Origin of the sequence: Saccharothrix sp. 6-C (genome assembly GCF_016695385.1) — a bacterium.
GTDB classification, from domain to species: Bacteria; Actinomycetota; Actinomycetes; order Mycobacteriales; family Pseudonocardiaceae; genus Actinosynnema; species Actinosynnema texasense.
Map to the genome: position 1 here is coordinate 104,540 of NZ_CP064192.1, position 21,792 is coordinate 126,331.

A 21,792-nucleotide genomic window follows, 5' to 3' on the forward strand; every position below is an offset into this window, starting at 1 on the left:
CAGGGTCCGTGAACGTTGGACTCTCGCCGTCCGAACGTTGGACTCACGCGGGCTGGAGGTACGACTCTCGCGGGGGTCAGCGGTTGCGGCGGCGGAGTTCGGCGGCGAGCAGGGGCATCAGCTCGTCGACGAACGCGCAGTCGTAGCCCTGGCCCGCCATCAACGACGTGGCGAACTTCGCCGTCGCCACCTCCTCCGACGACGCGCCGAGCATGCCGTCGAGCGCGATGCCGACCTCCTCCAGCACCCGGTCCACCTGCGAAGTCCGGTACCCGCGCTGCGCCGGCCCGGCCACCGGGATCTTGATCGACCGCAGCTGCTTCCACGACGTGATCGGCGGGATCTCCTCGGGCCGCGGCGGTCCGTCGCCCAACTGCTTCTCCACCCGCGCCAGGAACGCGTCCACCTCGGTCTCGTCGTACCCGCGCCGGCCGAACATGGGCCGGCTGAACCGGACCTCGCGGACCTCGCGGGCGGTCAGGTCGTCCTGCCCGAGCAGCGTGTTCTCGATCCGGTCCAGGAACTTGTCGACCTGCGACTCCTGGTAGCCGCGCCGGCCGCGCGGCGGCTTGCCGAAGGCGGCGGTGCGGACGTCACGAGCGGTCAACGGGCGCGTGCCGGGACCGGGACGAGGCCGCACCAGAGGCGCAGGGGATGCGGGAGAAGAGGGAGAGGCAGGGGAGGCAGGGCGGGCGGGGGAAGCGGGAGGAGCGAACGCGGCGGGAGCCGAAGAGGAGGCGAGGGGAGCGGGTGCGACCGATGAGACCGGCGGCACGGCCCGGGGCGGCATCCGCTCCAACGTCACCACGACGAGGTCGAGGAACGTGTCCACGTCGTCCTCGTCGTACCCCACCCGTCCCGGCGGGGCGAAGCTGAACTCGAAGTCCTGCACTTCCCGGGCGGTCAGGTCGTCACGACCCGCCAGGGTGTTCTCGATCCGGTCGAGGAACGCGTCGATCTCGCCCTCGTGGTAGCCCCGGTTCCCCGGTCTGGGCTTGTGGAACCGCACGCCGCGCACGTCCTGCGGCGTCAGCCGGGCCGCCGGGCGCATCCCGGTCGACGTGGCGTGCGCGCCCTGCGCGGGGGCGGTGGCCTGGCGCCGCTGGGGCGTCGAGCCGAGCGTCTCGGCCACCAGGTCCATGAACGCGTCGACCTCGGCCGCGTAGTAGCCGGGCCGCGAGGGTCTGAACCGCACCTCTCGCACGTCCTGCTCGGTGACGTCGTCACGGCCGAGGAGCGTCGCCTCGATGCGGTCCAGGAAGGTGTCCACCTGCCCCTCGTCGTACCCGGGCTGGCCGGGCGGGGGGCGGTGGAAGGCGACCTGCCGCAGATCCTGCGCGCCCAACAGCGGCGCCGGATGTGCCGGCAGGTGCTGGCGAGCGTCGAACCCGGCCACCCAATTACCTCCTTCGTGTGGTGTACCGGGGAGTATCGCCGGATGATGCGCCCGATGTTTCGCCCTATCGGCTCAATGCGCCGGAAGATCGCTCTACCCTGACGGACATGAGCCGGTTCGTGGACACGATGGTGGCAACCGCTACGGGCGCCGGGGGACGGGCGCGTGGCATGACCACGGGGGAGCCGAACGCCCCGATCCGCAGGTCGTGGGCGGAGGTGCACGAGCGGGCCGCGCGCATGGCGGGCGCGCTGGTGGCGGGCGGGGTGGCGCGCGGCGAGTCGATCGCGGTGCTCGCGGGCGACCCGGCGGAGATCGCCCCGGCCGTGCAGGCGGTGTGGCTGGCCGGCGGCAGCACGACCATGCTGCACCAGCCGACGGCCCGCACCGACCTCGGCGAGTGGGCCGGTGACACGCTGCGGGTGCTCACCATGATCGGCGCGAAGCTGGTGCTGCTCGGCGCGCCGTTCGACGCGCTGTCGGGCGTGCTGGACGAGAACGGCGTCTCCTACCTCAGGCTGGCCGAGTTGGACGGCGAGCCGCTGGGCGCGCCCGTCGACGTGGACGAGGACCTGCCCGCCCTGCTGCAGCTCACCAGCGGTTCCACGGCCGACCCGAAGGCCGTCCGCATCACGCACGGCAACCTGTGGTCCAACGCCAAGGCCATGGAGATCGCCGCCGAGCTCGATCCGGAGACCGACCGGATGGTCTCCTGGCTGCCGCTGTTCCACGACATGGGGATGGTCGGCTTCCTGACCGTGCCGATGCTGTTCGGCATCGACCTGGTGAAGGTCACCCCGGTCGACTTCCTCGCCCGGCCCACCCTGTGGCCGGACCTGATCAGCCGCTACCAGGGCACCATCACGGCCGCGCCGAACTTCGCCTACGCCATCGCCGCCCGCCGCATGCGGGGCGTGGACGACGGCGCGTTCGACCTGTCGAAGCTGCGGATCGCGCTCAACGGGGCCGAGCCCATCGACCCGGCCGCGGTGAAGACGTTCACCGACGCGGGCGAGCGCTTCGGGCTGCGCGCCGAGTGCGTGCTGTGCGCGTACGGCATGGCGGAGACGACGCTGGGCGTGGCGTTCGCGCCGGTGTTCACCGGGCTGGCGGTCGACGTCGTGGACCCGGAGGAGCTGGAGGCGGGCCACCGCGCCGTGCCGGTGTCGCCGGAGAGCCCGAACGCGCGGGCGTTCCCGCTGCTCGGGCCGCCGTTGCCGGGGCTGGAGGTGCAGGTGGTCGACACCGAGGGCAAGGTGCTCGGCGAGCGCGAGGTCGGTCAGCTGCGGGTGCGCGGCGAGGCCGTGACGCCCGGCTACCTCACCGTGGACGGGCCGAAGGACACCCAGGACGCCGAGGGCTGGCTGGACACCGGTGACGAGGGCTACGTGGTGGACGGCCAGGTCGTCGTCTGCGGACGGCGCAAGGACGTGATCATCATGGGTGGGCGCAACATCTACCCCACGGACATCGAGCGCGCCGCGACCGCCGTGGAGGGCGTGCGCGCGGGCAACGCGGTGGCCGTGCGGCTGGACGCGGGCACGCGACGCGAGCGGTTCGCCGTGGTGGTCGAGTCGAAGCTGGCCGGCGAGGAGGACGCGGTGCGGGCGTTGAGCAAGGAGATCAGCGCGCGGGTCGTGGACGCGGTCGGGCTGAGGCCGTTCTCCGTGGTGGTGCTCAAGCCGGGCAGCCTGCCCAAGACGCCGTCCGGCAAGCTCCGCCGGTCCGCCGCCGCGGGCCTGGTGCCCAGCGCGTGACGCCGTCGGCGGCGCGGTCGACCGGCTCCCGCCTCGACCGCGCCCCGGCGCGTCAGTGGAACTTGTTCTGGGCGCCTTCCAGGCCGAGTTCGAGCAACGCCTCCACGGCGTCCGCCGTGCGGTCCAGCTCCAGCGCCAGCTGCTTGCGCTCGACCAGCGAGAAGTCGCGCAGCACGTAGTCGGCGGGGTCCATCCGGCCCGGCGGCCGGTCCACCCCGAACCGCACCCGGTGGTAGTCCTTGGTGCCCAACGACTTCGTGATCGACCGGAGCCCGTTGTGCCCGTTCTCGCCGCCGCCGAGCTTGAGCCGCACCACGCCGAACGGCAGGTCCAGCTCGTCGTGCACGACGATGATCGACGACGGCGGCGCCTTGTAGAAGTTCGCCGTGCCCGCCACCGGGCCGCCGGAGGTGTTCATGTAGCCGCGCGGCTTCGCCAGCACGACCCGGCGTCCGGCCAACCGGCCCTCGATCACCTCGGCGCCGCCCTTGTGCGCCTTGAACTTCCCGCCCACCCGGGCGGCCAGCTCGTCCAGCACGAGGAAACCGACGTTGTGCCGGTTGCCCTCGTACTTGGGGCCGGAGTTGCCCAGCCCGACGACCAGGGCGACGTCATCGACCACGGAACCGCAACTCCTGCTCAAGCTCGTCCAACAGGGCGTCCACCGCGCGCACCTGGTAGCCCCGCCGCAACCCGGACGTGGTGGTGAACCTGGTGTGGCGCACCTCGCTGGAGGTCATCCGCCCCCGGCCGTCCAGCGCCGCGGCGGCCCGGCCGAGGAACGCGTCGACTTCGCCGCGATCGTAGCCGTTCGGGGAGCGCGGCAGCTTCACCGCCAGCACGGCCTCGCCGGTCTGCAACGTGGTCGGCGGCACGTGCCCGGACCGCAGCTGGTGCTCGCACGCCGCCAGGAAGTCGTCCACGGCGCGCTGGTCGTAACCGCCGGCGATCTCCGTGAACACGATCGTGCGCACCCGATCGGGGGGCAGCGGCACGCGTCCGGCGAGCGCGTCGGCGATGCGCAGCACGAACGCGTCCACCTGCGCCGGGTCGTAGCCCTTGCCCCTCTTGCGGGGGAAACGGGTGGCGCGCACCTGCGCCGGGCTGAGAAACGGGAACGGCACGCCGCCCCAGCCGGATGGCGGGGGAGGCGTGCCGTTCGAGTTGCCCGACGTGATGGGCTCAGCCTTCTTCGGTGGCCTCGGCCTCGGCGGCCTCGCCGGAGTCACCGGCCACCTCGGCGGCGGTCGGCGCGGCGTTGATCGCGAGGACCATCGCCTCACCGTCGGTCACCAGGGTGGTGCCGGCGGGCAGCTCCAGGTCGGAGGCGTGCACCTGGGTGCCCGCGCCGAGACCCGCGATCGAGTACTCGACCTGCTCGGGGATGTTGAGGGCGTCGGCCTCCACCTGGACGGTGGTGAGGTCCTGGGTGAGCAGGGTCGCCGCGGCGGCTTCGCCGGTGAGGACGATCGGCACCTCGATGGTGACCTTCTCGCCCCGCCGCACCAGCAGCAGGTCGACGTGCTCGATGTAGTTCTTGATGGGGTGTGTGGTGACGGTCTTGGTCAGCGCCAGCTCGGTGGAGGACTCGATGTCCAGCGTGAGAACTGCGTTCTGACCGTGCTCGCGGACAACACGGGCGAACTCGAGCGCCGGCAGGGCCAGGTGCTTCGGGTCGGAACCGTGGCCGTAGAGCACCGCGGGGATCTTGCCGGCGCGGCGGGTGCGGCGGGCGGCGCCCTTGCCGAACTCGGTGCGCTGCTCTGCGGCGAGACGGACCTCGGACACGGTGGGGCTCTCCTAACGGTCTGGCCTGGTAAACGTCGGCGGGTACGTCGGGCGGGGCGAAGCGGGGGTTGGCCTGCGGCGGCGGGCGGCGCGGAGGGTGAACACGCGCGGCATCACAACCGCCGCGTCGATCACGCCGAGCGTGATGCTCGCCCTCGCCGAGGCAACCTGGCCAGTGTAGGCCCGACCGGCGGACGGGGCCTAATCGGGGGCCTGAACGCCTCGCCCGGATCGTCGCGAACGGTGAATTCGGGGGTCCTGAGCGTTGGACTCACGACGTCTGAACGTTGGACTCATGGGCGCTGAGCGTTGGACTCACGGGGGCTGAAAGTACGACTCGCCCGTTCCGGACGCAGGACACGCGCGGGAGTCCTGGGTCCGGAACGGGCGAGTCGGGTCGGGCGAGGTGTCAGGCGTTGCCGTCGAACAGGGAGGTCACCGAGCCGTCCTCGAAGACCTCCTGGATCACGCGGGCCAGCAGGGGGGCGATCGGCAGCACGGTCATGGCCTCGAAGCGCTTCTCCGCCGGGATGGGCAGGGTGTCGGTGAAGACGACCTCGCGGGCGCCGCAGTCGCGCAGCCGCTCCACGGCCGGACCGGAGAGGACCGGGTGGGTGGCGGCGATGACGACGTCCGACGCGCCCTCGGAGAGGAGCTGGTCCACGGCCTTGGTGATGGTGCCGCCGGTGTCGATCATGTCGTCGATGACGACGCACAGCCGGCCCTCGACCTGGCCGACGACCCGGTTGGCCACGACCTCGTTCGGCCGCAGCGGGTCGCGGGTCTTGTGGATGAACGCGATCGGCGTGCCGCCCAGCGTGTCCGCCCACTTCTCGGCCAGCTTGGTGCGGCCGGCGTCGGGGGACACGACGGTGATCTCGCGGCCCGCGTACTTGCCCCGGATGTGCTCGGCCAGCAGCGGCATGGCCCACAGGTGGTCCACCGGGCCGTCGAAGAAGCCCTGGATCTGCGAGGTGTGCAGGTCCACCGACACCAGCCGGTCCGCGCCCGCGGTCTTGAACATGTCCGCCACGAGGCGCGCCGAGATCGGCTCACGGCCGCGGTGCTTCTTGTCCTGCCGCGCGTAGGGGTAGAACGGCATGATCACGGTGATGCGCTTCGCGGAGGCGCGCTTGAGCGCGTCCACCATGATCAGCTGCTCCATCAGCCACTGGTTGATGGGCGCGCAGTGCGACTGGATGACGAACGCGTCGCAGCCGCGCACGCTCTCCTCGAACCGCACGAAGATCTCGCCGTTGGCGAAGTCGTACGCCGACTGGGGGGTCACCGACACGTTCAGGTGCTTGGCCACCTGCTCGGTCAGCTCGGGGTAGGCCCGCCCGCCGAAGAGCATCAGGTTCTTCTTGGGTGTCCCGGCCATCGTGGGGTTCACGTCAGCGCCCTTCATCGGTTGTGGCTGCATTCTCGGGCGTCAGAGCGCGCTGCGCCGCTTCGGCCGAAGGTGTGCCCGCGCGGCGGGACACCACCCATCCGTCCAGGTTCCGCTGGGGTCCGCCGGACACGGCCAGCGCGCCGGGCGGCACGTCGCGCCGCACCACGGTGCCCGCGCCGGTGTAGGCGCCGTCGCCGACGGTGACCGGCGCGACGAACATGTTGTCGGAACCGGTGCGGCAGTAGGACCCGATCGTGGTCCGGTGCTTGTTCACCCCGTCGTAGTTGACGGTGACGCTGGCCGCGCCGATGTTGGAGTGCTCGCCGATGGTGGCGTCGCCGATGTAGCTCAGGTGCGGCACCTTGCTGCCGGCGCCGATGTCGGAGTTCTTCGTCTCCACGAAGGTGCCGATCTTGCCGCGCTCACCGAGCCGGGTGCCCGGCCGCAGGTAGGCGAACGGGCCGACGGACGCGCCCGCGCCGATCTCCGCGCCGGAGCCGTGCGTGCGCACCACGGTCGCGCCCGCGCCGATCACGCACGCCGAGAGCGTGGTGTCCGGACCGACGACCGCGCCCTCGCCGACGGTGGTGCCGGCCCGCAGCTGCACGTTCGGCTCGAGCAGCACGTCCCGCTCCAGCCGCACGTCGGCGTCCAGCCACGTGGTGGCCGGGTCGACCACGGTCACGCCCGAGCGCATCGCGGCCTCCACCAGCCGGCGGTTCAGCTCGGCGCCCAGCCTGGCCAGCTGCACGCGGTCGTTCACGCCCTCGACCAGCCAGGCGTCCGACGTCACGAGCGCGCCCACGGGCCGACCGTCGCCGCGCGCGATGGTCAGCACGTCGGTCAGGTACAGCTCGCCCTGCGCGTTGTCGGTGGACAGCCGGGACAGCCCGTCGCGCAGCACGGCCGCGTCGAAGGCGTACACCCCGGAGTTGATCTCGGTGATCGCCTGCTGCTCGGGCGTGGCGTCCTTCTGCTCCACGATGCCCTCGACCGAGCCGTCCGCGGACCGCACGATCCGCCCGTACCCGGTGGGGTCGGCCACCACGGCGGTCAGCACGGTGACGGCGTTGCCGCGCGTGCCGTGCTCGACCAGCAGGCCGCGCAACGTCTCCGCGTCCAGCAGCGGCACGTCGCCGTAGGTCACGACGACCGTGCCGCCGAGGTCGGCGGGTGTGCCCGGGACCTCGGCCAACGCTGCCAGGCCGCAGCCGACCGCGTGCCCGGTGCCCTTCTGCTCCTCCTGCACGGCGACGGTGACCTCGCGGTCCAGCGCGGCGGACAGGCTGTCGAGGTGGTCGGCGACCGCGGCGCGGCCGTGGCCGACCACGACGGCGAGGTGGTCCGGTCCGGTCCCGGCGGCGGCGCGCACGGCGTGCTCCACCAGGGAACGGCCCGCGACGCGGTGCAACACCTTCGGGGTGGCTGAGCGCATGCGGGTGCCTTCACCCGCTGCGAGGACGATCGTGCTGACTGGGGTGGGGACACCCTCGAGCATCAGCGCTCTCCCTAGCTGAGATGCGTGCCTTCAGCGGGAGGGGCCTGGCTTCCCGCCAGGTGCCGATACTAAGCCTCCGAGGAGGGCTCGCCTTCCACGGCCGCAACCTGGCAGCCACCTCGCCGCTTCGCCGCGTACATCGCAGAGTCGGCTCGGGCCAGCGCCGCGTGGGCGGCCTCGCGCGGGCGCACGGAGATCACGCCGACGGACAGCGTGACCCCCCTGGACAGCTCGGATCGCAGCGTGGCGACGGCTTCCACGGCCCGGCTGAGGGCCGCTTCGGCGGCGTGCAGGGGCGCGCCGGGCAGCAGCACGACGAACTCGTCGCCGCCGTAGCGGGCCACCAGGTCGTCGCCCCGCAACGCCTGGCGCAGTGTGCTCGCAATCACGCGGAGGACGTCGTCACCCTCGGCGTGCGAGTGCTTGTCGTTGACGACCTTGAACCCGTCCAGGTCGACCAGCGCGATGGCCATCGGGTGGGTCTGCGCGTTGATCAGCGCGGCCAGCCGGTCGTCGAGGGCGCGGCGGTTCGGCAGCCCGGTCAGCGGGTCCTGCAACGCCTGCTGCGCGATGGCGCCGTGCGCGCGGGTGAGCCGTTCGTGGTCGCGCCGGGTGAGCAGGGTCGCGGTGCGCGCCTCCTGCATCAGCCACAGCTCGACCTCCAGCGCGTTGGCGTAGGTCTGCAACGCCGAGATGGTGCGCTCGCCGTGCGGGCCGGACATCCGGGCGTACTCCCGGGTCAGGCACAGCATCAGGGTGGGCTCGGAGGTGTCGTGCTCCAGCCGGTCCTGCGCGTCGTGCAGCACCTGCAACGCCTGCTGCGGCAGCTCCTCCATCTCCAGGCAGCGGGCCAGCGCGATCGACACGATGATCAGCTCGCGGGCGTACATGGACAGCTCGCGCAGCGCCCACAGCCGCGCGATGTGCTCCGCGCCCGGTTTGGCCAGCGCGTGCGCCGCGCCGATCACCGGCACCTGCTCGGCGGCGGTGCGGTCGCGCCTGCCGGGGTGCAGCGACTCGCGGAACGGCCCCTCGACGGCGGTGGCGATGGCCGACGCGGTGGCGAACCGCTCCGCGGCCTCCTCGAAGTTGTCCACCCGCTCCAGCCGCAGGCCCCAGCCGATCAGCAGCCGGGCCCGGTTGACCAGGTGGACGTAGATCTGGTGCGGGTTGGCGCTGTCCCGGATCGCGTTGTGCGCCCGCGCCAGCACCTCGTCCGCCATCTCGTAGACGCCGAGCTGCGTGAGCACGAGCCCGGTCGACTGGAGCGCGGAGGCGAGCAGCCGGTCCCAGGTGCGCTTGTCGATCATCGGGTCGGGGGTGAGGTCCTCCTCCAGCATCGCCAGGCCGGCGGCGACCTCGGTCAACGCCTTGTCCTCGAACCCGCCGAGCAGGTAGCGCCGCCCGCGCAGGGCGTGCGCCTCGGCCTCCAGCACCAGCAGGCCGTGCCGGCGGCAGTGCGCCAGCATCTCGTCCAGGACGGAGTCGGAGAGGTCGACCAGGCCGGGGGTGACGATCCGGACGACCGCGGCCGCGCGCAGCAGCTGGCCGACGATCCGCGGCTCGCCGCGGCCCTGCGCCTCGGCGAGGATCTCGTCGACCTCGTGCGCCGCGTCGAGCTGTTCGGACAGGTGGCTGCTCTGGGCCACGGCCACGAGCTCACTCGCGCGGCCGACCAGCCACGCGTCGGACATCTCGTGGAGAGCCGGAGTCGCCACGTTGCCCTGCTCGTCGACCGCTTCCTCGTGCAGCGACTCACACCCCCATGCAGACGCAGGGCGGCCGGGGCCTTCGTGGCCCGGCCCCTCGCTCCGCCACCAGGATTCGAACCTGGACCATCGGAACCAAAATCCGAGGTGCTGCCTTTACACCATGGCGGAACGGCCGGGGTTCGCCCCGACCGCGCGAACACATGTTGTCACGAGTCCCCCTCGAAGGTCAGCACCACCACTCAAGTGGCGGCAACCCCACCGTAACTCGATCATGACACTGCGTGTTTATGCAGGTAGAGGGCGTGCAAGACGTGGCCCAGATCACGGCTGGGTGAACCTGGCGCCGTGGCGGGCCGGTGCCGGCCGGCCGCCGACGGGGGTTCCAGTGCCTCCATTCGCCACGATTTCGTCCGAAACAATCACCCGCTTAACTACCTGCTGTAGTCAACCGGGCACGGCCGGCTGCACGGTCGTGCGGCCGAATGCCCCACCGGACGCCTGCCGTCGGACGCCTGCTGTCGGACGCTCTCCGGCGGATACCGCTACCGGATGCCGTCCACCGAGTCGAGGAACTCCGTCAGGGTGCGGTCGTAGGACTCCGGGTCGACGTTCCACGCCGCCGTGTGCTCGGCCGCGGGCACCTCGACGTACCGCAGCGGCCAGTCGAGCCGGTCCGCCGCCGCGGCCAGGTCGCGCGACGCCTGCACCGGCACGGTGCCGTCCGCCGCGCCGTGGAACAGCAGCGTCGGCGGCCGGTGCGCGGGCGGGTGGTCGAGCAGGTCGAACCGGGCGAACTCGAGGTCGACCCGCCAGTCCGAGACCAGCTCCGCGATCGGCACCAGCTGCACCGGCACGCCCCGGTTGCGCGACTGCAGCTCCAGCGTCTTCGACCAGCTCACGACGGGTGCGTCGAGCACGACGGCGGCCACGTCGCCCGCCTGCGCCGAGCGGCCGAGGAACTGGCCGACGATCGCGCCGCCCATCGACCAGCCGTACAGCACCACGTCACGCGCGCCGTGCTCGCGGGCGTACCGCACGGCCGCCTCCACGTCGCGCCACTCCGTGTCGCCCAGGTGGTACAGGCCGTCCGGCGAACGGGGCGCGCCCTCGTCATTGCGGTAGGTCACGGCCAGAACGGGTAGTCCCAGTTCGTGCAACGCAGGCATGACCCGCAGCGCCTCGGCCCTCGTGCCACCCCGACCGTGCACCGCGACGACCCACGTGGCCGACGTCGCGGGGACCAGCCATGCCGGTGCTTCACCCAGTTCGGTCGGAATTCGCACTTCCGTGTACTCCAGGTCGAGCGCGGTGGCCGGGTCGGTGCTCCAGACCGAGGTCTCCAGCCGCACCTGCGTGCCGTCGGCCGGGGCGACGCCCTGCAGCTCCCGCACCACCGTGCCCTCGGACCGCTGCGTCACCTGGCCGATCTTCGCGCCGCCGCCCGGCCAGACGAGGCCCCACGTGCCGGGGAGCGCGGTGACCCGGGACTCCGCGAGCGAGACGGTCCCCGAAGCCGACGACGTGACCACGTCGCGGTAGCCGGGACGGGCGTTCGCGGGGTCCAGCAGCTGTCCGCTGTAGTACCAGCCGAACCCCAGCAGGGACCCGATGAGCAGCAGGAACACCACCGCGAAGGTGACGAGTGCGATGCGCGGGCGGCGGCGTCCGCGGACGTTCGGTGACCCCATCACCGAATGATGCCCCGGCGTTGATCGACACGCCCGACTTCCTGAGAACACGCCGTGACTTTGCCCCCGGCTATGGCGGCACAAGGCTGACCTAACTTACGCTTGCGTAAGTTACGGCCCCGTAGGTAGCCCCGAACACACAACGAGGTACATGTATGACCAGCACCCTTGAGAGCAGGTCCACGCCGCGAGGTCCCGAGGATCGCGGACCCAAGCCGATGATCGAAGGACGGCGCGGGCACGTCGAGCAGTTCGGCGTGTACGTGTTCGTCATCGTGCCGTTCCTGGCTCTGCTCGCGGCCGTTCCGCTCGCCTGGGGCTGGGGGCTGGGCTGGGTCGACGTCGCGCTCTTCGTCGCGTTCTACTACCTGGCCGGCCTCGGCGTGACGATCGGTTTCCACCGGTACTTCACGCACGGCTCGTTCAAGGCCAACCGCGCGCTCAAGATCGGCCTGGCGATCGCGGGCATGATGGCGCTGCAGGGACCGGTGATCGTCTGGGTCGCCGACCACCGCCGCCACCACGCGTTCTCCGACCGCGAGGGCGACCCGCACTCGCCGTGGCTGTTCGGCCGCGGCCCGGTCGCGCTGGCCAAGGGCTTCTGGCACGCCCACATGGGCTGGCTGTTCGACCGCGACAAGACCAACGCCGAGCGCTTCGCGCCGGACCTGCTGGCCGACAAGGACCTCGTCCGGATCGACAAGCTGTTCCCGCTGTGGACCGCGATCAGCCTGCTCGCGCCCGCCGTGCTCGGCGGCCTGATCACCATGTCGTGGGCCGGCGCGCTCTCGGCGTTCTTCTGGGCCGGTCTGGTCCGGGTGGCGTTCCTGCACCACGTGACGTGGTCGGTCAACTCGATCTGCCACATGGTGGGCGACCGCCCGTTCGCCGCGCGCGACCGTTCCGCGAACGTGTGGGCGCTGGCGATCCTGAGCTTCGGCGAGTCGTGGCACAACCTGCACCACGCCGACCCGACGTGCGCCCGGCACGGCGTCAAGCGCGGTCAGATCGACACCTCCGCGCGGATGATCTGGCTGTTCGAGAAGTTCGGCTGGGCGACCAACGTGCGGTGGCCGAACCAGCAGCGACTGGCCCGGATCAGCGCCAAGAAGTGAGCGCGGCCGGGACGTAGTCGGACAAGCGACCACCTGCCCCTCGCGACTCACGCGGGGGGCAGGTGTTTAGGGTGGTCTGGGTGGTGGGAAGACGGCGCGGCGACGGGACACCGGTGCCGCGCGTGCGGATGACGGGCAAGGAGCGCCGCGAGCAGCTGCTCGACGTGGCCCGCGCGTTGTTCGCCGAGAAGGGCTTCGAGGTCACGTCCATCGAGGAGATCGCGCACCGGGCGGGCGTGTCGAAGCCCGTCGTGTACGAGCACTTCGGCGGCAAGGAAGGCATCTACGCGGTCGTGGTGGACCGGGAGATGCAGTACCTGATGGACCACATCGTCAACGCGCTGTCCGGCGGGCACCCGCGTGAGCTGCTGGAGCAGGCGGCGTGCGCGTTGCTGGACTACATCGAGGGCTCGACGGACGGCTTCCGGATCCTCGTGCGCGACTCGCCCGTGGCGTCGTCCACCGGCACGTTCTCGTCGTTGCTGAACGACATCGCGTCCCAGGTGGAGTCGATCCTGGGCCTGCACTTCTCGCGCCAGGGCTACGACCGCAAGCTCGCGGCCCTCTACTCGCAGGCCCTCGTCGGCATGGTCGCCCTCACCGGCCAGTGGTGGCTGGAGGTCCGCAAGCCGAAGAAGGACGAGGTGGCCGCCCACCTGGTCAACCTGGCCTGGAAGGGCCTGTCCCACATGGACCACAAACCCCGCCTCCGCACCCGCTGACCCCGCGTGTCCTACACCCAGAACGCGCGTGTCCTACGTCCGCGTCGCGCGTGTCCTACGTTCCGGCACCCCGAGTTGAACGTTCAGAACAAGATCGACTGTTCTGAGCGTTCAACTCGGGTGTTCTGAACGTAGGACACGCGCGTTCGGAACGTAGGACACGCGCGGGGGTCAGGGGTTGGTGATGCGGAGGACCTTGTCGTCGGTGCCGTTCGAGGTGGTGACGTAGAGGGAGCCGTCGGGGCCCAGTTCGGCGCCGCGGAGGCGGCCGTGGGCGCCGTCCAGTTCCGGGGGGATGGCCACCGAGTGGACGCCACCCTCCTGGGTGATGGTGAAGAACAGCACCTTCGCGCCCTTCAGGGCGGTGACGGCAAGCACGCCGTTCAGAGAGCCCCACTGCTCCCCGACCAGGAACGCGGCGTCGCAGATCGCCTCCGTGGGCCGGCCGGACGACCACACGGCGGGCACGGCGTCGGGGAAGCGCGTGAGGTCCGTCATCGGCACGTCCTCGTCGTACCCGCCGACGGCGCCGCCCTGCGACGGGTCCCAGCCGTAGTTCCCGCCGGCCTTGAGCGCGTTCACCTCGTCGTCCACCGACGGCCCGTGCTCGGCGGTGAACACCATCCCGTCCTGCCGCACGGCGACGCCCTGCACGTTGCGGTGCCCGTAGGTGTAGATCCGGTCCCCGAACGGGTTGCCCGCCACGCCTTCGCCGGTGGCGAGGTCGACCCGCAGCACCTTGCCGCCGAGGCTCGACCTGTCCTGCGCCACGTCGCCCCGCGCGGTGTCGCCGGTGCCGATGAGCAGGTTCCCGTCCCGGTCCAGGGCCATCCGGCAGCCGGAGTGACGTCCGCTCGACGCCGTGGGCAGCCCCGAGAGCAGCGGGTCCTTCACCCTCGTCGCCTTCGCGCCGGCCAGCTCCCACGTCACCAGCCGCACGTCGGAGGACGTGTTGAAGCACGTGGTGAACCGACGGCTGGTGGCGAAGTCGGGGTGCACGACCAGGCTCATCAGCCCGCCCTCGCCCCGCGCCTCGACGTCGCCGAGGTCGGCTTCGACGTCGGTGACGGACCCGTCGGCGGACACCAGCGCGATCCGCCCCGGCCGCTGCGGCACGAGCATCCGCCCGTCGGGCAGGAACCCCACGTCCCACGGGTGGCTCAGCCCGGAGGCGACCACCTCGACCTTCAGCCCTTCGGGCGTGGTCGTCGAGGGCGCGCTCCCGCCGGAGCCCTCCGTCGAACACGCCGCGCACGCGGCCAGGACCGCGGCGAACCCGACAAACCGACGCATGGCGCCCAGCATGACAACCCCCGTGTGTGCTCTCCGTTCACGCGGCCCGTCAAGCGCCCGGCATCGGGTACGGGCGTTCCACCGGCAGCAACGCCCGCGCGCCGGCCAGGTCACCGGCACGCACCAGCGCGTGCGCCTCCCGGGCGAGCGGCGTCACGTCGGTCAGCCCCACGACCCACTCCCGCACGTACCGCCGCGACGCCTCGCCGGCCAGCCCCAGCTGCAACGACCGGTGCGGCAGCGCGTTCAGGCGCAGGTCCCGCTCCGGGTCCCACTGCACCCGCACGTCCGGTTTGCGCCCGACGCCCTCGTCGCTGGGCACGGCCGCCCGCACCGCCCAGTCGAACCCCGATCGGGTGATTCGCACGGCGAGCACGCGCTCCTGGTCCGGCTTCTCGCCCCAGCCGGACCGGTACATCATCCAGAGGAACGACGGCTTGACCCACGTCATCCGCCCCGGCTTGAACGGCGGCACGAACCGGCCCGCGGCCAGTGCGGGGACGGCGATGGCGGGCGGGTACGCCTGGTACACGGTGATGTGCCGATCGTCGTAGTCGGCCCTGATCTGTCTCTGCTCCACGTACCCAGCGTCACCCCGCGGTCAACCGAAATGACGGGGCACCTCGCCCGGAAGGGCCGTAGGCTGGGAGCCGAGAACCCCTCCGGTGGACGTGTGGACGCTCAGTCCCGGGCAGGGGTCTGTCCGCGTTTGATCCCCCGGGGAGCCATCGCAATGCCCCAGCCCGGCCCGCTGTCCGGCCTGCTGACCGCTGTCCTGCCCGACAAGGCGCTGCGCGCCCTCGCCGACTCGATCGGCGTGCCCGACCTGGAACTGGAAGGACCGCCCGCGGCCCGCCCGCTGGTGGCGGCGGCCCTGGCCGCCGGCGCGCCCGTGCTCGCGGTCACCGCGACCGGCCGCGAGGCGGACGACCTCAAGGCCGTGCTGTGCGACCTCATCGGCCCCGAGCAGGTGGCGATCTTCCCGTCCTGGGAGACGCTGCCGCACGAGCGGCTGTCGCCCCGCGCGGACACGGTCGGCGCCCGCCTGGAGGTGCTGCGCCGCCTGGCCCACCCCGGCGAGCACCCGCTCAAGGTGGTCATCACCACGGTCCGGAGCCTGATCCAGCCGATGGCGCCGGGTCTCGGCGACCTCGTGCCGGTGCGCCTGGCCGTCGGTTCCGAGCACGACTTCGACGCGCTGGCCCTCACCCTGACCGAGATCGCCTACACCCGCGTCGACATGGTGGAGAAGCGCGGCGAGTTCGCGGTCCGCGGCGGCATCCTGGACATCTTCCCGCCGACCGCCGTGCACCCGCTGCGGGTCGAGTTCTGGGGCGACGAGGTCAGCGAGATCCGGCCCTTCTCGGTCGCCGACCAGCGGTCGCTGCCGGAGGAGGTCGACGGGTTCGTCGCGCCGCCCTGCCGCGAGCTGCTGCTGACCGCGCCGGTCAGGGCCAAGGCCGCCGCGCTGGCCGAGGAGCACACGGCCGACGCGCACCTGCACGAGCTGCTGACCAAGATCGCCGAGGGCATCCCGTCGGAAGGCATGGAGGCCCTCATCCCGGCCCTGTGCGAGGGCGAGCTGCAGCTGCTCACCGACGTCGTCCCGGCGGGCACGCACGTGGTGCTCAACGACCCGGAGAAGATCCGGGCCCGCGCCGCGGACCTCGTGCGCACCGGCCAGGAGTTCCTGGAGGCCTCCTGGATGGCCGCGGCGGGCGGCGGGCAGAGCCCCATCGACCTGGACTCCAGCGCCTACCACAGCCTCGCCGACGTGGCGCAGTCCGCGCGGGCGAAGGGCCGGCCGTGGTGGACGCTCAGCCGGCTCACCACCGAGGGCGAGGACGTCGTCCGGCTGGAGCTCAAGCAGGTCGAGGCCTACCAGGGCGACATCGACCGGGCGTTCGCCGACCTGCGCGCCCACACCGTCTCCGGCGGCACGGCGGTCCTCGTCGTCCCCGGCGCGGGCACGGCGCAGCGCGCCACCGAGCAGCTGCGCGAGGCCGACGTCAACGTCGTGCTCCGGGACGCCCTGGACACCGCGCCGAAGAAGGGCGCGGTCACCGTCGTGCGCGGCGCGCTGGAGGACGGCTTCTCGCTGCCCGAGCTGGCCCTGGTGGTGCTCACCGAGACCGACCTCACCGGCGGGCGGCACGGCACCTCCACCAAGGACATGCGCCGCATGCCCAGCCGCCGCCGCAACGCGGTGGACCCGCTGGCCCTGCGGCCCGGCGACTACGTGGTGCACGAGCAGCACGGCATCGGCAAGTACGTCGAGATGGTGCAGCGCACGACCAAGGACACCGCCGGCGTCAGCGCGACCCGCGAGTACCTGGTCCTGGAGTACGGCTCCAGCAAGCGCGGCCAGCCCGGCGACCGGCTGTTCGTGCCGACCGACCAGCTCGACGAGATCTCCCGCTACGTCGGCGGCGAGCTGCCCACGCTGAACAAGCTCGGCGGCAGCGACTGGAAGAACACCAAGGCGAAGGCGAAGAAGGCGGTCAAGCAGATCGCCGCGGAGCTGGTCCAGCTCTACGCCGCGCGGCAGGCCGCGCCCGGGCACGCGTTCGCGCCGGACACGCCGTGGCAGCGCGAGCTGGAGGACGCCTTCCCGTTCACCGAGACCCTCGACCAGATGGCGGCGATCGACGAGGTCAAGGCCGACATGCAGCGCACGGTCCCGATGGACCGGGTGATCTGCGGCGACGTGGGCTACGGCAAGACCGAGATCGCGGTGCGGGCGGCGTTCAAGGCGGTGCAGGACGGCAAGCAGGTCGTGGTGCTGGTGCCGACCACGCTGCTGGCCCAGCAGCACCTGAACACGTTCACCGAGCGGATGCGCGCGTTCCCGGTGACCATCAAGGGCCTGTCCCGGTTCACCGACCCGCAGGAGGCCGAGCGGACGATCACCGGCCTGGCCGAGGGCGACGTGGACATCGTCATCGGCACGCACCGGCTGCTGCAGAAGAGCCTGCGCTACAAGGACCTCGGCCTGGTCATCGTGGACGAGGAGCAGCGGTTCGGCGTCGAGCACAAGGAGCACATCAAGGCGCTGCGCACGCACGTCGACGTGCTCACGATGTCCGCCACGCCGATCCCGCGCACCCTGGAGATGTCGCTGGCCGGCATCCGCGAGATGTCGACCATCCTCACCCCGCCCGAGGAGCGGCACCCGATCCTGACCTACGTCGGCGGGTACGACGACAAGCAGGTCGCCGCCGCCATCCGCCGGGAGCTGCTGCGCGACGGCCAGGTCTTCTTCGTGCACAACCGCGTGTCCTCGATCGAGCGCGCCGCCCGGCACATCCGCGAGCTGGTCCCCGAGGCCCGCGTGATCACCGCGCACGGCCAGATGAACGAGGACAAGCTGGAGAAGATCATCCAGGGTTTCTGGGAGAACGAGTACGACGTGCTCGTCTGCACCACGATCGTCGAGACCGGCCTGGACATCTCCAACGCGAACACGCTCATCGTCGAGCGCGGCGACCTGCTCGGCCTGGCCCAGCTGCACCAGCTGCGCGGGCGCGTGGGCCGCGGCCGGGAACGCGGCTACGCCTACTTCCTGTACCCGCCCGAGGCGCCGCTGACCGAGACCGCGCACGACCGGCTGGCCACGATCGCGCAGAACACCGAGCTGGGCGCGGGCATGGCGGTGGCCATGAAGGACCTGGAGATCCGCGGCGCGGGCAACATCCTCGGCGCCGAGCAGTCCGGGCACATCGCGGGCGTCGGCTTCGACCTGTACGTGCGGCTGGTCGGCGAGGCCGTCGAGGCGTTCCGCAAGCACGCGGGCGCGGACGGCGAGGTCGAGGAGGACCTGGCCGAGGTCCGCGTCGACCTGCCCGTGGACGCCCACATCCCGCACGACTACGTGCCCGGCGAGCGGCTCCGGCTGGAGGCCTACCGCAAGATCGCCGCCGCGAGCGACGCCGAGGCGCTGCAGTCGGTGTGGGACGAGCTGAAGGACCGCTACGGCACGCCGCCGCTGCCCGTCGAGCGGCTGCTCGCGGTGGCCCGGTTCCGGCAGGCGTGCCGCGGGCACGGCGTCACGGAGGTCGCCACCCAGGGCCAGACGATCCGCTTCGCGCCGCTGGAGCTCAAGGACAGCCAGCTCGTGCGGCTGCGCCGGCTGTTCCCGAAGGCGGTCTACAAGCAGACCGCCCGCACCGTCAGCGTGCCTCGTCCGACGGAGGGCGCGGCCGGCGGCCGGATGGGCGCACCCCAGTTGCGTGATCAGGAATTGCTGGATTGGTGCGCGCAGTTCCTGCAGTCTTTGGCGGGGACTCCCGTGAGCGGCGTCACGAGGACGTGAGAAGGTACTGGTCGTGAGGACTGTGCAGAGGCGCTTCACCCTGATCGGCGCGGCGGTGGCACTCCTGGTCGCGGGCTGCGGCACGGGGCCGAGCCACGTCGGCTCGGCCGCCATCGTCGGCGACACCGTGCTGCCACTGGAGCAGGTGCAGCAGCGGCTGGACGTCGTGCTCAAGAAGGAGCCCGAGGCCCAGAAGCTGCACGACCAGCGCAAGCTGGACCAGGTCGCCCGGCAGCTGGTGACCCTGGGCGTGCAGCACGAGCTGATCGAGCTGGCGGCCCGGCGCGAGGGCGTGTCCGTGTCCGAGGAGGCCGTGACCGAGTCGGTCGAGCAGGCCGGCGGCGCGGAGCTGGCCTCGCAGAACACCGTGTACGACGCGGCGACGTTCCGCGAGCGGGCCAAGGACCAGCTGCTGCTGGTCGAGCTGGCGCGCAAGTACGTGGACCGGATGGAAGTCACGTTCGACTACTTCTTCACCAAGGACAGCGCGTCCGCGATCGATAAGGCCAAGCAGGTGGCGGCCGACCCGGCGAAGATGGCCGAGTTCGTGGCCGACGCGCCGGCGGGCACCCAGGGGCAGGCCCTGTCCAAGGAGAGCCAGCGGGTGCGGTCGGCCGAGTCGCCGCAGGCGGCCCAGTCGCCGCTGTTCGGCGTGCCGGCGGGCACCGTGGTGGCGTTCGCGCCCGACCCGAGCAGCGCGCAGTGGATCGTGGCCTACGTGACCGACCGCAAGACCGACGCGCGCGCGTCCGGCGAGTCGGCCACCGAGCAGCTGACGCCGCAGCTGCTGGAGCAGATCGGCCTGCGGCTCGTGCAGACGCTGGCCGGCGACCCGGAGATCCAGGTCAACCCCCGCTACGGCCTGTGGGACGGCACCGCCATCTCGCTGGCCCCGAGCGAGGGCGAGCTGAGCGGCTACCAGGCGACGGTGCGGCAGACCTCGCCGTGACCGTCGTCGTCGTAGGCGCCACCCCCGTCCTGCCCGCCGCCGCGCTTCCCGCTCTGCGGGGCGCGGCGGCGGTGTACGCGGGTGCGGGCGTGGACGCCCGGCTGTGGTCGGCCGAGCCGGTGTCGGCGCTGGTCGCGGGCCCCTCGGTGGTGCTGATCACCACGGACCCGGACGAGCCCGCCGCGCGGGAGCTGATCTCGGCCGGCTCCGACGTGATCCGCGCGCCGGGCCTGGCGCTGCTGGACGCGGCGGCCGTGATGGACCGCCTGCGCTCGCCCGGCGGCTGCCCGTGGGACGCCGAGCAGGACCACGGGTCGTTGCGCCAGTACCTCGTCGAGGAGACCTACGAGCTGCTGGAGGCCATCGAGGACGGTGACCGGGCGGCGATGCGCGAGGAGCTCGGCGACGTGCTGCTCCAGGTGCTGTTCCACGCGCGGATCGCGGCGGAGGACGCCGAGGAGCCGTTCGGGATCGACGAGGTGGCGGGCGACCTGGTGGCCAAGCTGGTCGGGCGGCACCCGCACGTGTTCGCCGGCCACGACCCGGCGGTGCGGGACGCGACGACCCAGCAGCACCGGTGGGAAGAGCTCAAGCAGGTCGAGAAGCAGCGCGAGTCCAGTGTGGACGGCGTGGCGGGCGGGCAGCCCGCGGTGGCGCTGGCCGGCAAGCTGGCGCAGCGGGTGGCGCGGGCCGGGTTCCCGGTGGACCTGCTGCCGGAGGGCGACGACACCGGCACGACGCTGTTCGCGGTGGCGGCGCTGGCGAAGCTCGCCGGCGAGGACCCGGAGACGGAGCTGCGGGCCGTGGCCCGGCGGTTCGAGGCGGACGTGCGGGCGGCCGAGCGGTCGGCGCGCGCGGCCGGCGTCACCGCCCTGACCGCGGCCGACTGGCGCGCCCACTGGCCGGCCAGGCCTGCCGTCAGGGCGTGAACCGCAGCACGGCGGCCACCTCGCCGCGTCCCGGGACGTCGTCTCGGCGGACCGCGAGCACCCGGCCGTCGGTGAGCCAGACGCGCCGGCTGATCTCGTCCAGCACGCCGTAGTCCACCGCGTCCGGCGTCTCCCGGAACTCGACCGCGCCGGTCTGCTCGTCCACGAACCCGGGCACGCCCGCGTCGATGTCGACGAACACCGTGTCGACCGCGCCGATCGTGGCGAACCGGGCGACGTCGGCCACGTCGGTGACCGTGCGGCCCTGGGACGTGCGGCGGTCGAACAGCTCGTGCCAGTCGCGCAGCTGCCCGGCGTGCACCTCGTCCAGCACCTCGCGGGCGGCGCCGACCAGCGCGCCGTCGGCCGCGGCGCCCGCGTCGCCACCGCCGGGCGAGACGCTCCTCGGCGCCAGGTGCGGGTAGCTGCACACGGACCGGAAGATGCCGTCCAGCGGTTCGACGGCGGCCAGCACGAGCGGGGTGTCCTGGCCCGCGAGGACCGGGCGCAGCGCCTGGTCGACCTTCCGCGCGAACTGCCGCATCCGCACCTTCTGGCCCTCGCTGCCCTGGATGCGGCGGACGGGCGCGCGGTCCGCGATGGACGACTTGCCGACGGCACTGGCCACGTCCGACGGCATGTCGGGCACCCGCACCTCGGCCGCGGGCAGGTCGGGCAGCACCTCCAGCAGCCGCACGGAGCCCTGCGTCAGCACGAGCAGGAACGCCGCCTGCGGGAACGTGATCGACCGCAGCAGCGGCTTGACGTGGAACCGGTCGGACACCTCGACGGCGGCCGTGAGGTGGTTGGGCAGCCGGAACGTGGTCAGCGACTCGGGCGTGGCGAACACCGCCAGGCTGCGCGCCTGGAACCGCCAGAACTCGTCGTCCTCGACGAGGTCGGCGAGCTGCTCCTCGACCGCCTCCACCGCCCGCCGGTCGACCCCGCCCTCCCGGAGCTGCTCGACGGCCGCGCCGCCGAGGTTCTTCAGCTCGGTCCGCTCCTCGTCGCCGGGTGACTCGGGGCGCGTCGGCAGGTACAGCGACACGCCGGCGGGCGACCGGGTCGTCAGCAGGCGGGTGACCTGGTCACGGGTGGGGATGTCGGTGTGCAGAGTCATGGCGGCGTCTCCTCGCGGTGGTCACAGCGGATGCTAGGACCGCCCCGCCGATGCCGCCCGCCGACGACCGGCCGCCCGGGGGCGCCGCGTCCCCGGTCGGGGGTTCGGTGGGGCGGAGCG

The 21,792-nt window shown here is 72.3% G+C and carries 17 protein-coding genes and 1 tRNA gene; 6 read left to right on the forward strand and 12 right to left on the reverse strand.

Annotated features, from left to right (window positions below; genetic code table 11):
* Window positions 1-76: 76 nt before the first annotated feature.
* Window positions 77-1,396 (reverse strand): DivIVA domain-containing protein, encoded by a 1,320-nt coding sequence (locus IOD16_RS41370; protein ID WP_442978085.1) that lies wholly within the window; start codon window positions 1,394-1,396, stop codon window positions 77-79.
* Window positions 1,397-1,503: 107 nt separating this feature from the next.
* Here IOD16_RS41370 and IOD16_RS00530 point away from each other — a divergent pair, with 107 nt between their 5' ends.
* Window positions 1,504-3,153 (forward strand): fatty acyl-AMP ligase, encoded by a 1,650-nt coding sequence (locus IOD16_RS00530; RefSeq protein WP_201438476.1) that lies wholly within the window; start codon window positions 1,504-1,506, stop codon window positions 3,151-3,153.
* 52 nt (window positions 3,154-3,205) lie between these two features.
* Here the strand turns inward: IOD16_RS00530 and pth are convergent, their stop codons facing one another.
* From pth to IOD16_RS00570, 8 genes are all read right to left on the reverse strand, one after another.
* Window positions 3,206-3,775, reverse strand: coding sequence for an aminoacyl-tRNA hydrolase (pth, locus tag IOD16_RS00535; RefSeq protein ID WP_123744182.1), 570 nt, complete (start codon window positions 3,773-3,775; stop codon window positions 3,206-3,208).
* Entirely contained in the window at window positions 3,765-4,277 is a 513-nt protein-coding gene (locus tag IOD16_RS00540) for a DivIVA domain-containing protein (protein ID WP_123744181.1), read from the reverse strand. The genes pth and IOD16_RS00540 overlap by 11 nt, the downstream gene beginning before the upstream one ends.
* Window positions 4,278-4,335: 58 nt before the next feature.
* Window positions 4,336-4,941 carry a 50S ribosomal protein L25/general stress protein Ctc gene (locus IOD16_RS00545; RefSeq protein ID WP_123744180.1) on the reverse strand — a complete coding sequence of 202 codons (606 nt, stop codon included), beginning with the start codon at window positions 4,939-4,941 and terminating at the stop codon, window positions 4,336-4,338.
* 409 nt (window positions 4,942-5,350) lie between these two features.
* The gene (locus IOD16_RS00550; protein ID WP_123748141.1) at window positions 5,351-6,322 is read right to left on the reverse strand and encodes a ribose-phosphate diphosphokinase; all 972 of its coding nucleotides are present in this window, start codon (window positions 6,320-6,322) and stop codon (window positions 5,351-5,353) included.
* Window positions 6,323-6,335: 13 nt separating this feature from the next.
* On the reverse strand, window positions 6,336-7,832 hold the full coding sequence (glmU, locus tag IOD16_RS00555; protein WP_201438477.1) for a bifunctional UDP-N-acetylglucosamine diphosphorylase/glucosamine-1-phosphate N-acetyltransferase GlmU: 1,497 nt from the start codon (window positions 7,830-7,832) through the stop codon (window positions 6,336-6,338).
* A 68-nt stretch (window positions 7,833-7,900) separates the two neighbouring features.
* On the reverse strand, window positions 7,901-9,550 hold the full coding sequence (locus IOD16_RS00560) for a GGDEF domain-containing protein (RefSeq protein WP_236594662.1): 1,650 nt from the start codon (window positions 9,548-9,550) through the stop codon (window positions 7,901-7,903).
* A gap of 91 nt (window positions 9,551-9,641) precedes the next feature.
* Window positions 9,642-9,712 (reverse strand) — tRNA-Gln (locus IOD16_RS00565).
* Window positions 9,713-10,086: 374 nt separating this feature from the next.
* Window positions 10,087-11,232 carry an alpha/beta hydrolase family protein gene (locus IOD16_RS00570; RefSeq protein WP_201438478.1) on the reverse strand — a complete coding sequence of 382 codons (1,146 nt, stop codon included), beginning with the start codon at window positions 11,230-11,232 and terminating at the stop codon, window positions 10,087-10,089.
* Between the two features lie 155 nt (window positions 11,233-11,387).
* Between IOD16_RS00570 and IOD16_RS00575 the strand changes: the two genes are divergently transcribed.
* Together IOD16_RS00575 and IOD16_RS00580 are read left to right on the forward strand one after the other, a co-directional pair.
* Window positions 11,388-12,347: an acyl-CoA desaturase gene (locus IOD16_RS00575; RefSeq protein ID WP_123744176.1), complete on the forward strand. Its 960-nt coding sequence runs from the start codon at window positions 11,388-11,390 to the stop codon at window positions 12,345-12,347.
* A 128-nt stretch (window positions 12,348-12,475) separates the two neighbouring features.
* Complete coding sequence (locus tag IOD16_RS00580) at window positions 12,476-13,069, forward strand: TetR/AcrR family transcriptional regulator (RefSeq protein ID WP_053719425.1); 594 nt, start codon at window positions 12,476-12,478, stop codon at window positions 13,067-13,069.
* A 171-nt stretch (window positions 13,070-13,240) separates the two neighbouring features.
* Here the strand turns inward: IOD16_RS00580 and IOD16_RS00585 are convergent, their stop codons facing one another.
* Window positions 13,241-14,362, reverse strand: a complete 1,122-nt coding sequence (locus IOD16_RS00585; RefSeq protein WP_201438479.1) for a PQQ-dependent sugar dehydrogenase — start codon at window positions 14,360-14,362, stop codon at window positions 13,241-13,243.
* Window positions 14,363-14,411: 49 nt separating this feature from the next.
* Window positions 14,412-14,942 (reverse strand): DUF4291 domain-containing protein, encoded by a 531-nt coding sequence (locus IOD16_RS00590; protein WP_201438480.1) that lies wholly within the window; start codon window positions 14,940-14,942, stop codon window positions 14,412-14,414.
* Between the two features lie 153 nt (window positions 14,943-15,095).
* Between IOD16_RS00590 and mfd the strand changes: the two genes are divergently transcribed.
* The 3 genes from mfd to IOD16_RS00605 are packed head-to-tail and all read left to right on the forward strand — an operon-like array spanning window position 15,096 to window position 20,552.
* Complete coding sequence (gene mfd / locus IOD16_RS00595) at window positions 15,096-18,674, forward strand: transcription-repair coupling factor (protein ID WP_201438481.1); 3,579 nt, start codon at window positions 15,096-15,098, stop codon at window positions 18,672-18,674.
* Window positions 18,675-18,687: 13 nt separating this feature from the next.
* Window positions 18,688-19,623, forward strand: a complete 936-nt coding sequence (locus tag IOD16_RS00600; protein WP_201438482.1) for a SurA N-terminal domain-containing protein — start codon at window positions 18,688-18,690, stop codon at window positions 19,621-19,623.
* Entirely contained in the window at window positions 19,620-20,552 is a 933-nt protein-coding gene (locus IOD16_RS00605; protein ID WP_123744173.1) for a MazG family protein, read from the forward strand. The genes IOD16_RS00600 and IOD16_RS00605 overlap by 4 nt, the downstream gene beginning before the upstream one ends.
* On the opposite strand, the gene IOD16_RS00610 is transcribed toward IOD16_RS00605, so the two are convergent.
* Complete coding sequence (locus IOD16_RS00610) at window positions 20,542-21,672, reverse strand: baeRF11 domain-containing protein (RefSeq protein WP_201438483.1); 1,131 nt, start codon at window positions 21,670-21,672, stop codon at window positions 20,542-20,544. The two genes, IOD16_RS00605 and IOD16_RS00610, sit on opposite strands and share 11 nt — an antisense overlap.
* Between the last annotated feature and the right edge of the window lie 120 nt (window positions 21,673-21,792).

Excerpts from the sequence above, each read along its gene's own strand:
- IOD16_RS00530 (WP_201438476.1), top strand. The coding sequence starts at position 1,504 with ATGAGCCGGTTCGTGGACACGATGGTGGCAACCGCTACGGGCGCCGGG.
- IOD16_RS00550 (WP_123748141.1), bottom strand. The coding sequence starts at position 6,322 with ATGGCCGGGACACCCAAGAAGAACCTGATGCTCTTCGGCGGGCGGGCC.
- glmU (WP_201438477.1), bottom strand. The coding sequence starts at position 7,832 with ATGCTCGAGGGTGTCCCCACCCCAGTCAGCACGATCGTCCTCGCAGCG.
- IOD16_RS00570 (WP_201438478.1), bottom strand. The coding sequence starts at position 11,232 with ATGGGGTCACCGAACGTCCGCGGACGCCGCCGCCCGCGCATCGCACTC.
- IOD16_RS00575 (WP_123744176.1), top strand. The coding sequence starts at position 11,388 with ATGACCAGCACCCTTGAGAGCAGGTCCACGCCGCGAGGTCCCGAGGAT.
- IOD16_RS00580 (WP_053719425.1), top strand. The coding sequence starts at position 12,476 with ATGACGGGCAAGGAGCGCCGCGAGCAGCTGCTCGACGTGGCCCGCGCG.
- IOD16_RS00585 (WP_201438479.1), bottom strand. The coding sequence starts at position 14,362 with ATGCGTCGGTTTGTCGGGTTCGCCGCGGTCCTGGCCGCGTGCGCGGCG.
- mfd (WP_201438481.1), top strand. The coding sequence starts at position 15,096 with ATGCCCCAGCCCGGCCCGCTGTCCGGCCTGCTGACCGCTGTCCTGCCC.
- IOD16_RS00610 (WP_201438483.1), bottom strand. The coding sequence starts at position 21,672 with ATGACTCTGCACACCGACATCCCCACCCGTGACCAGGTCACCCGCCTG.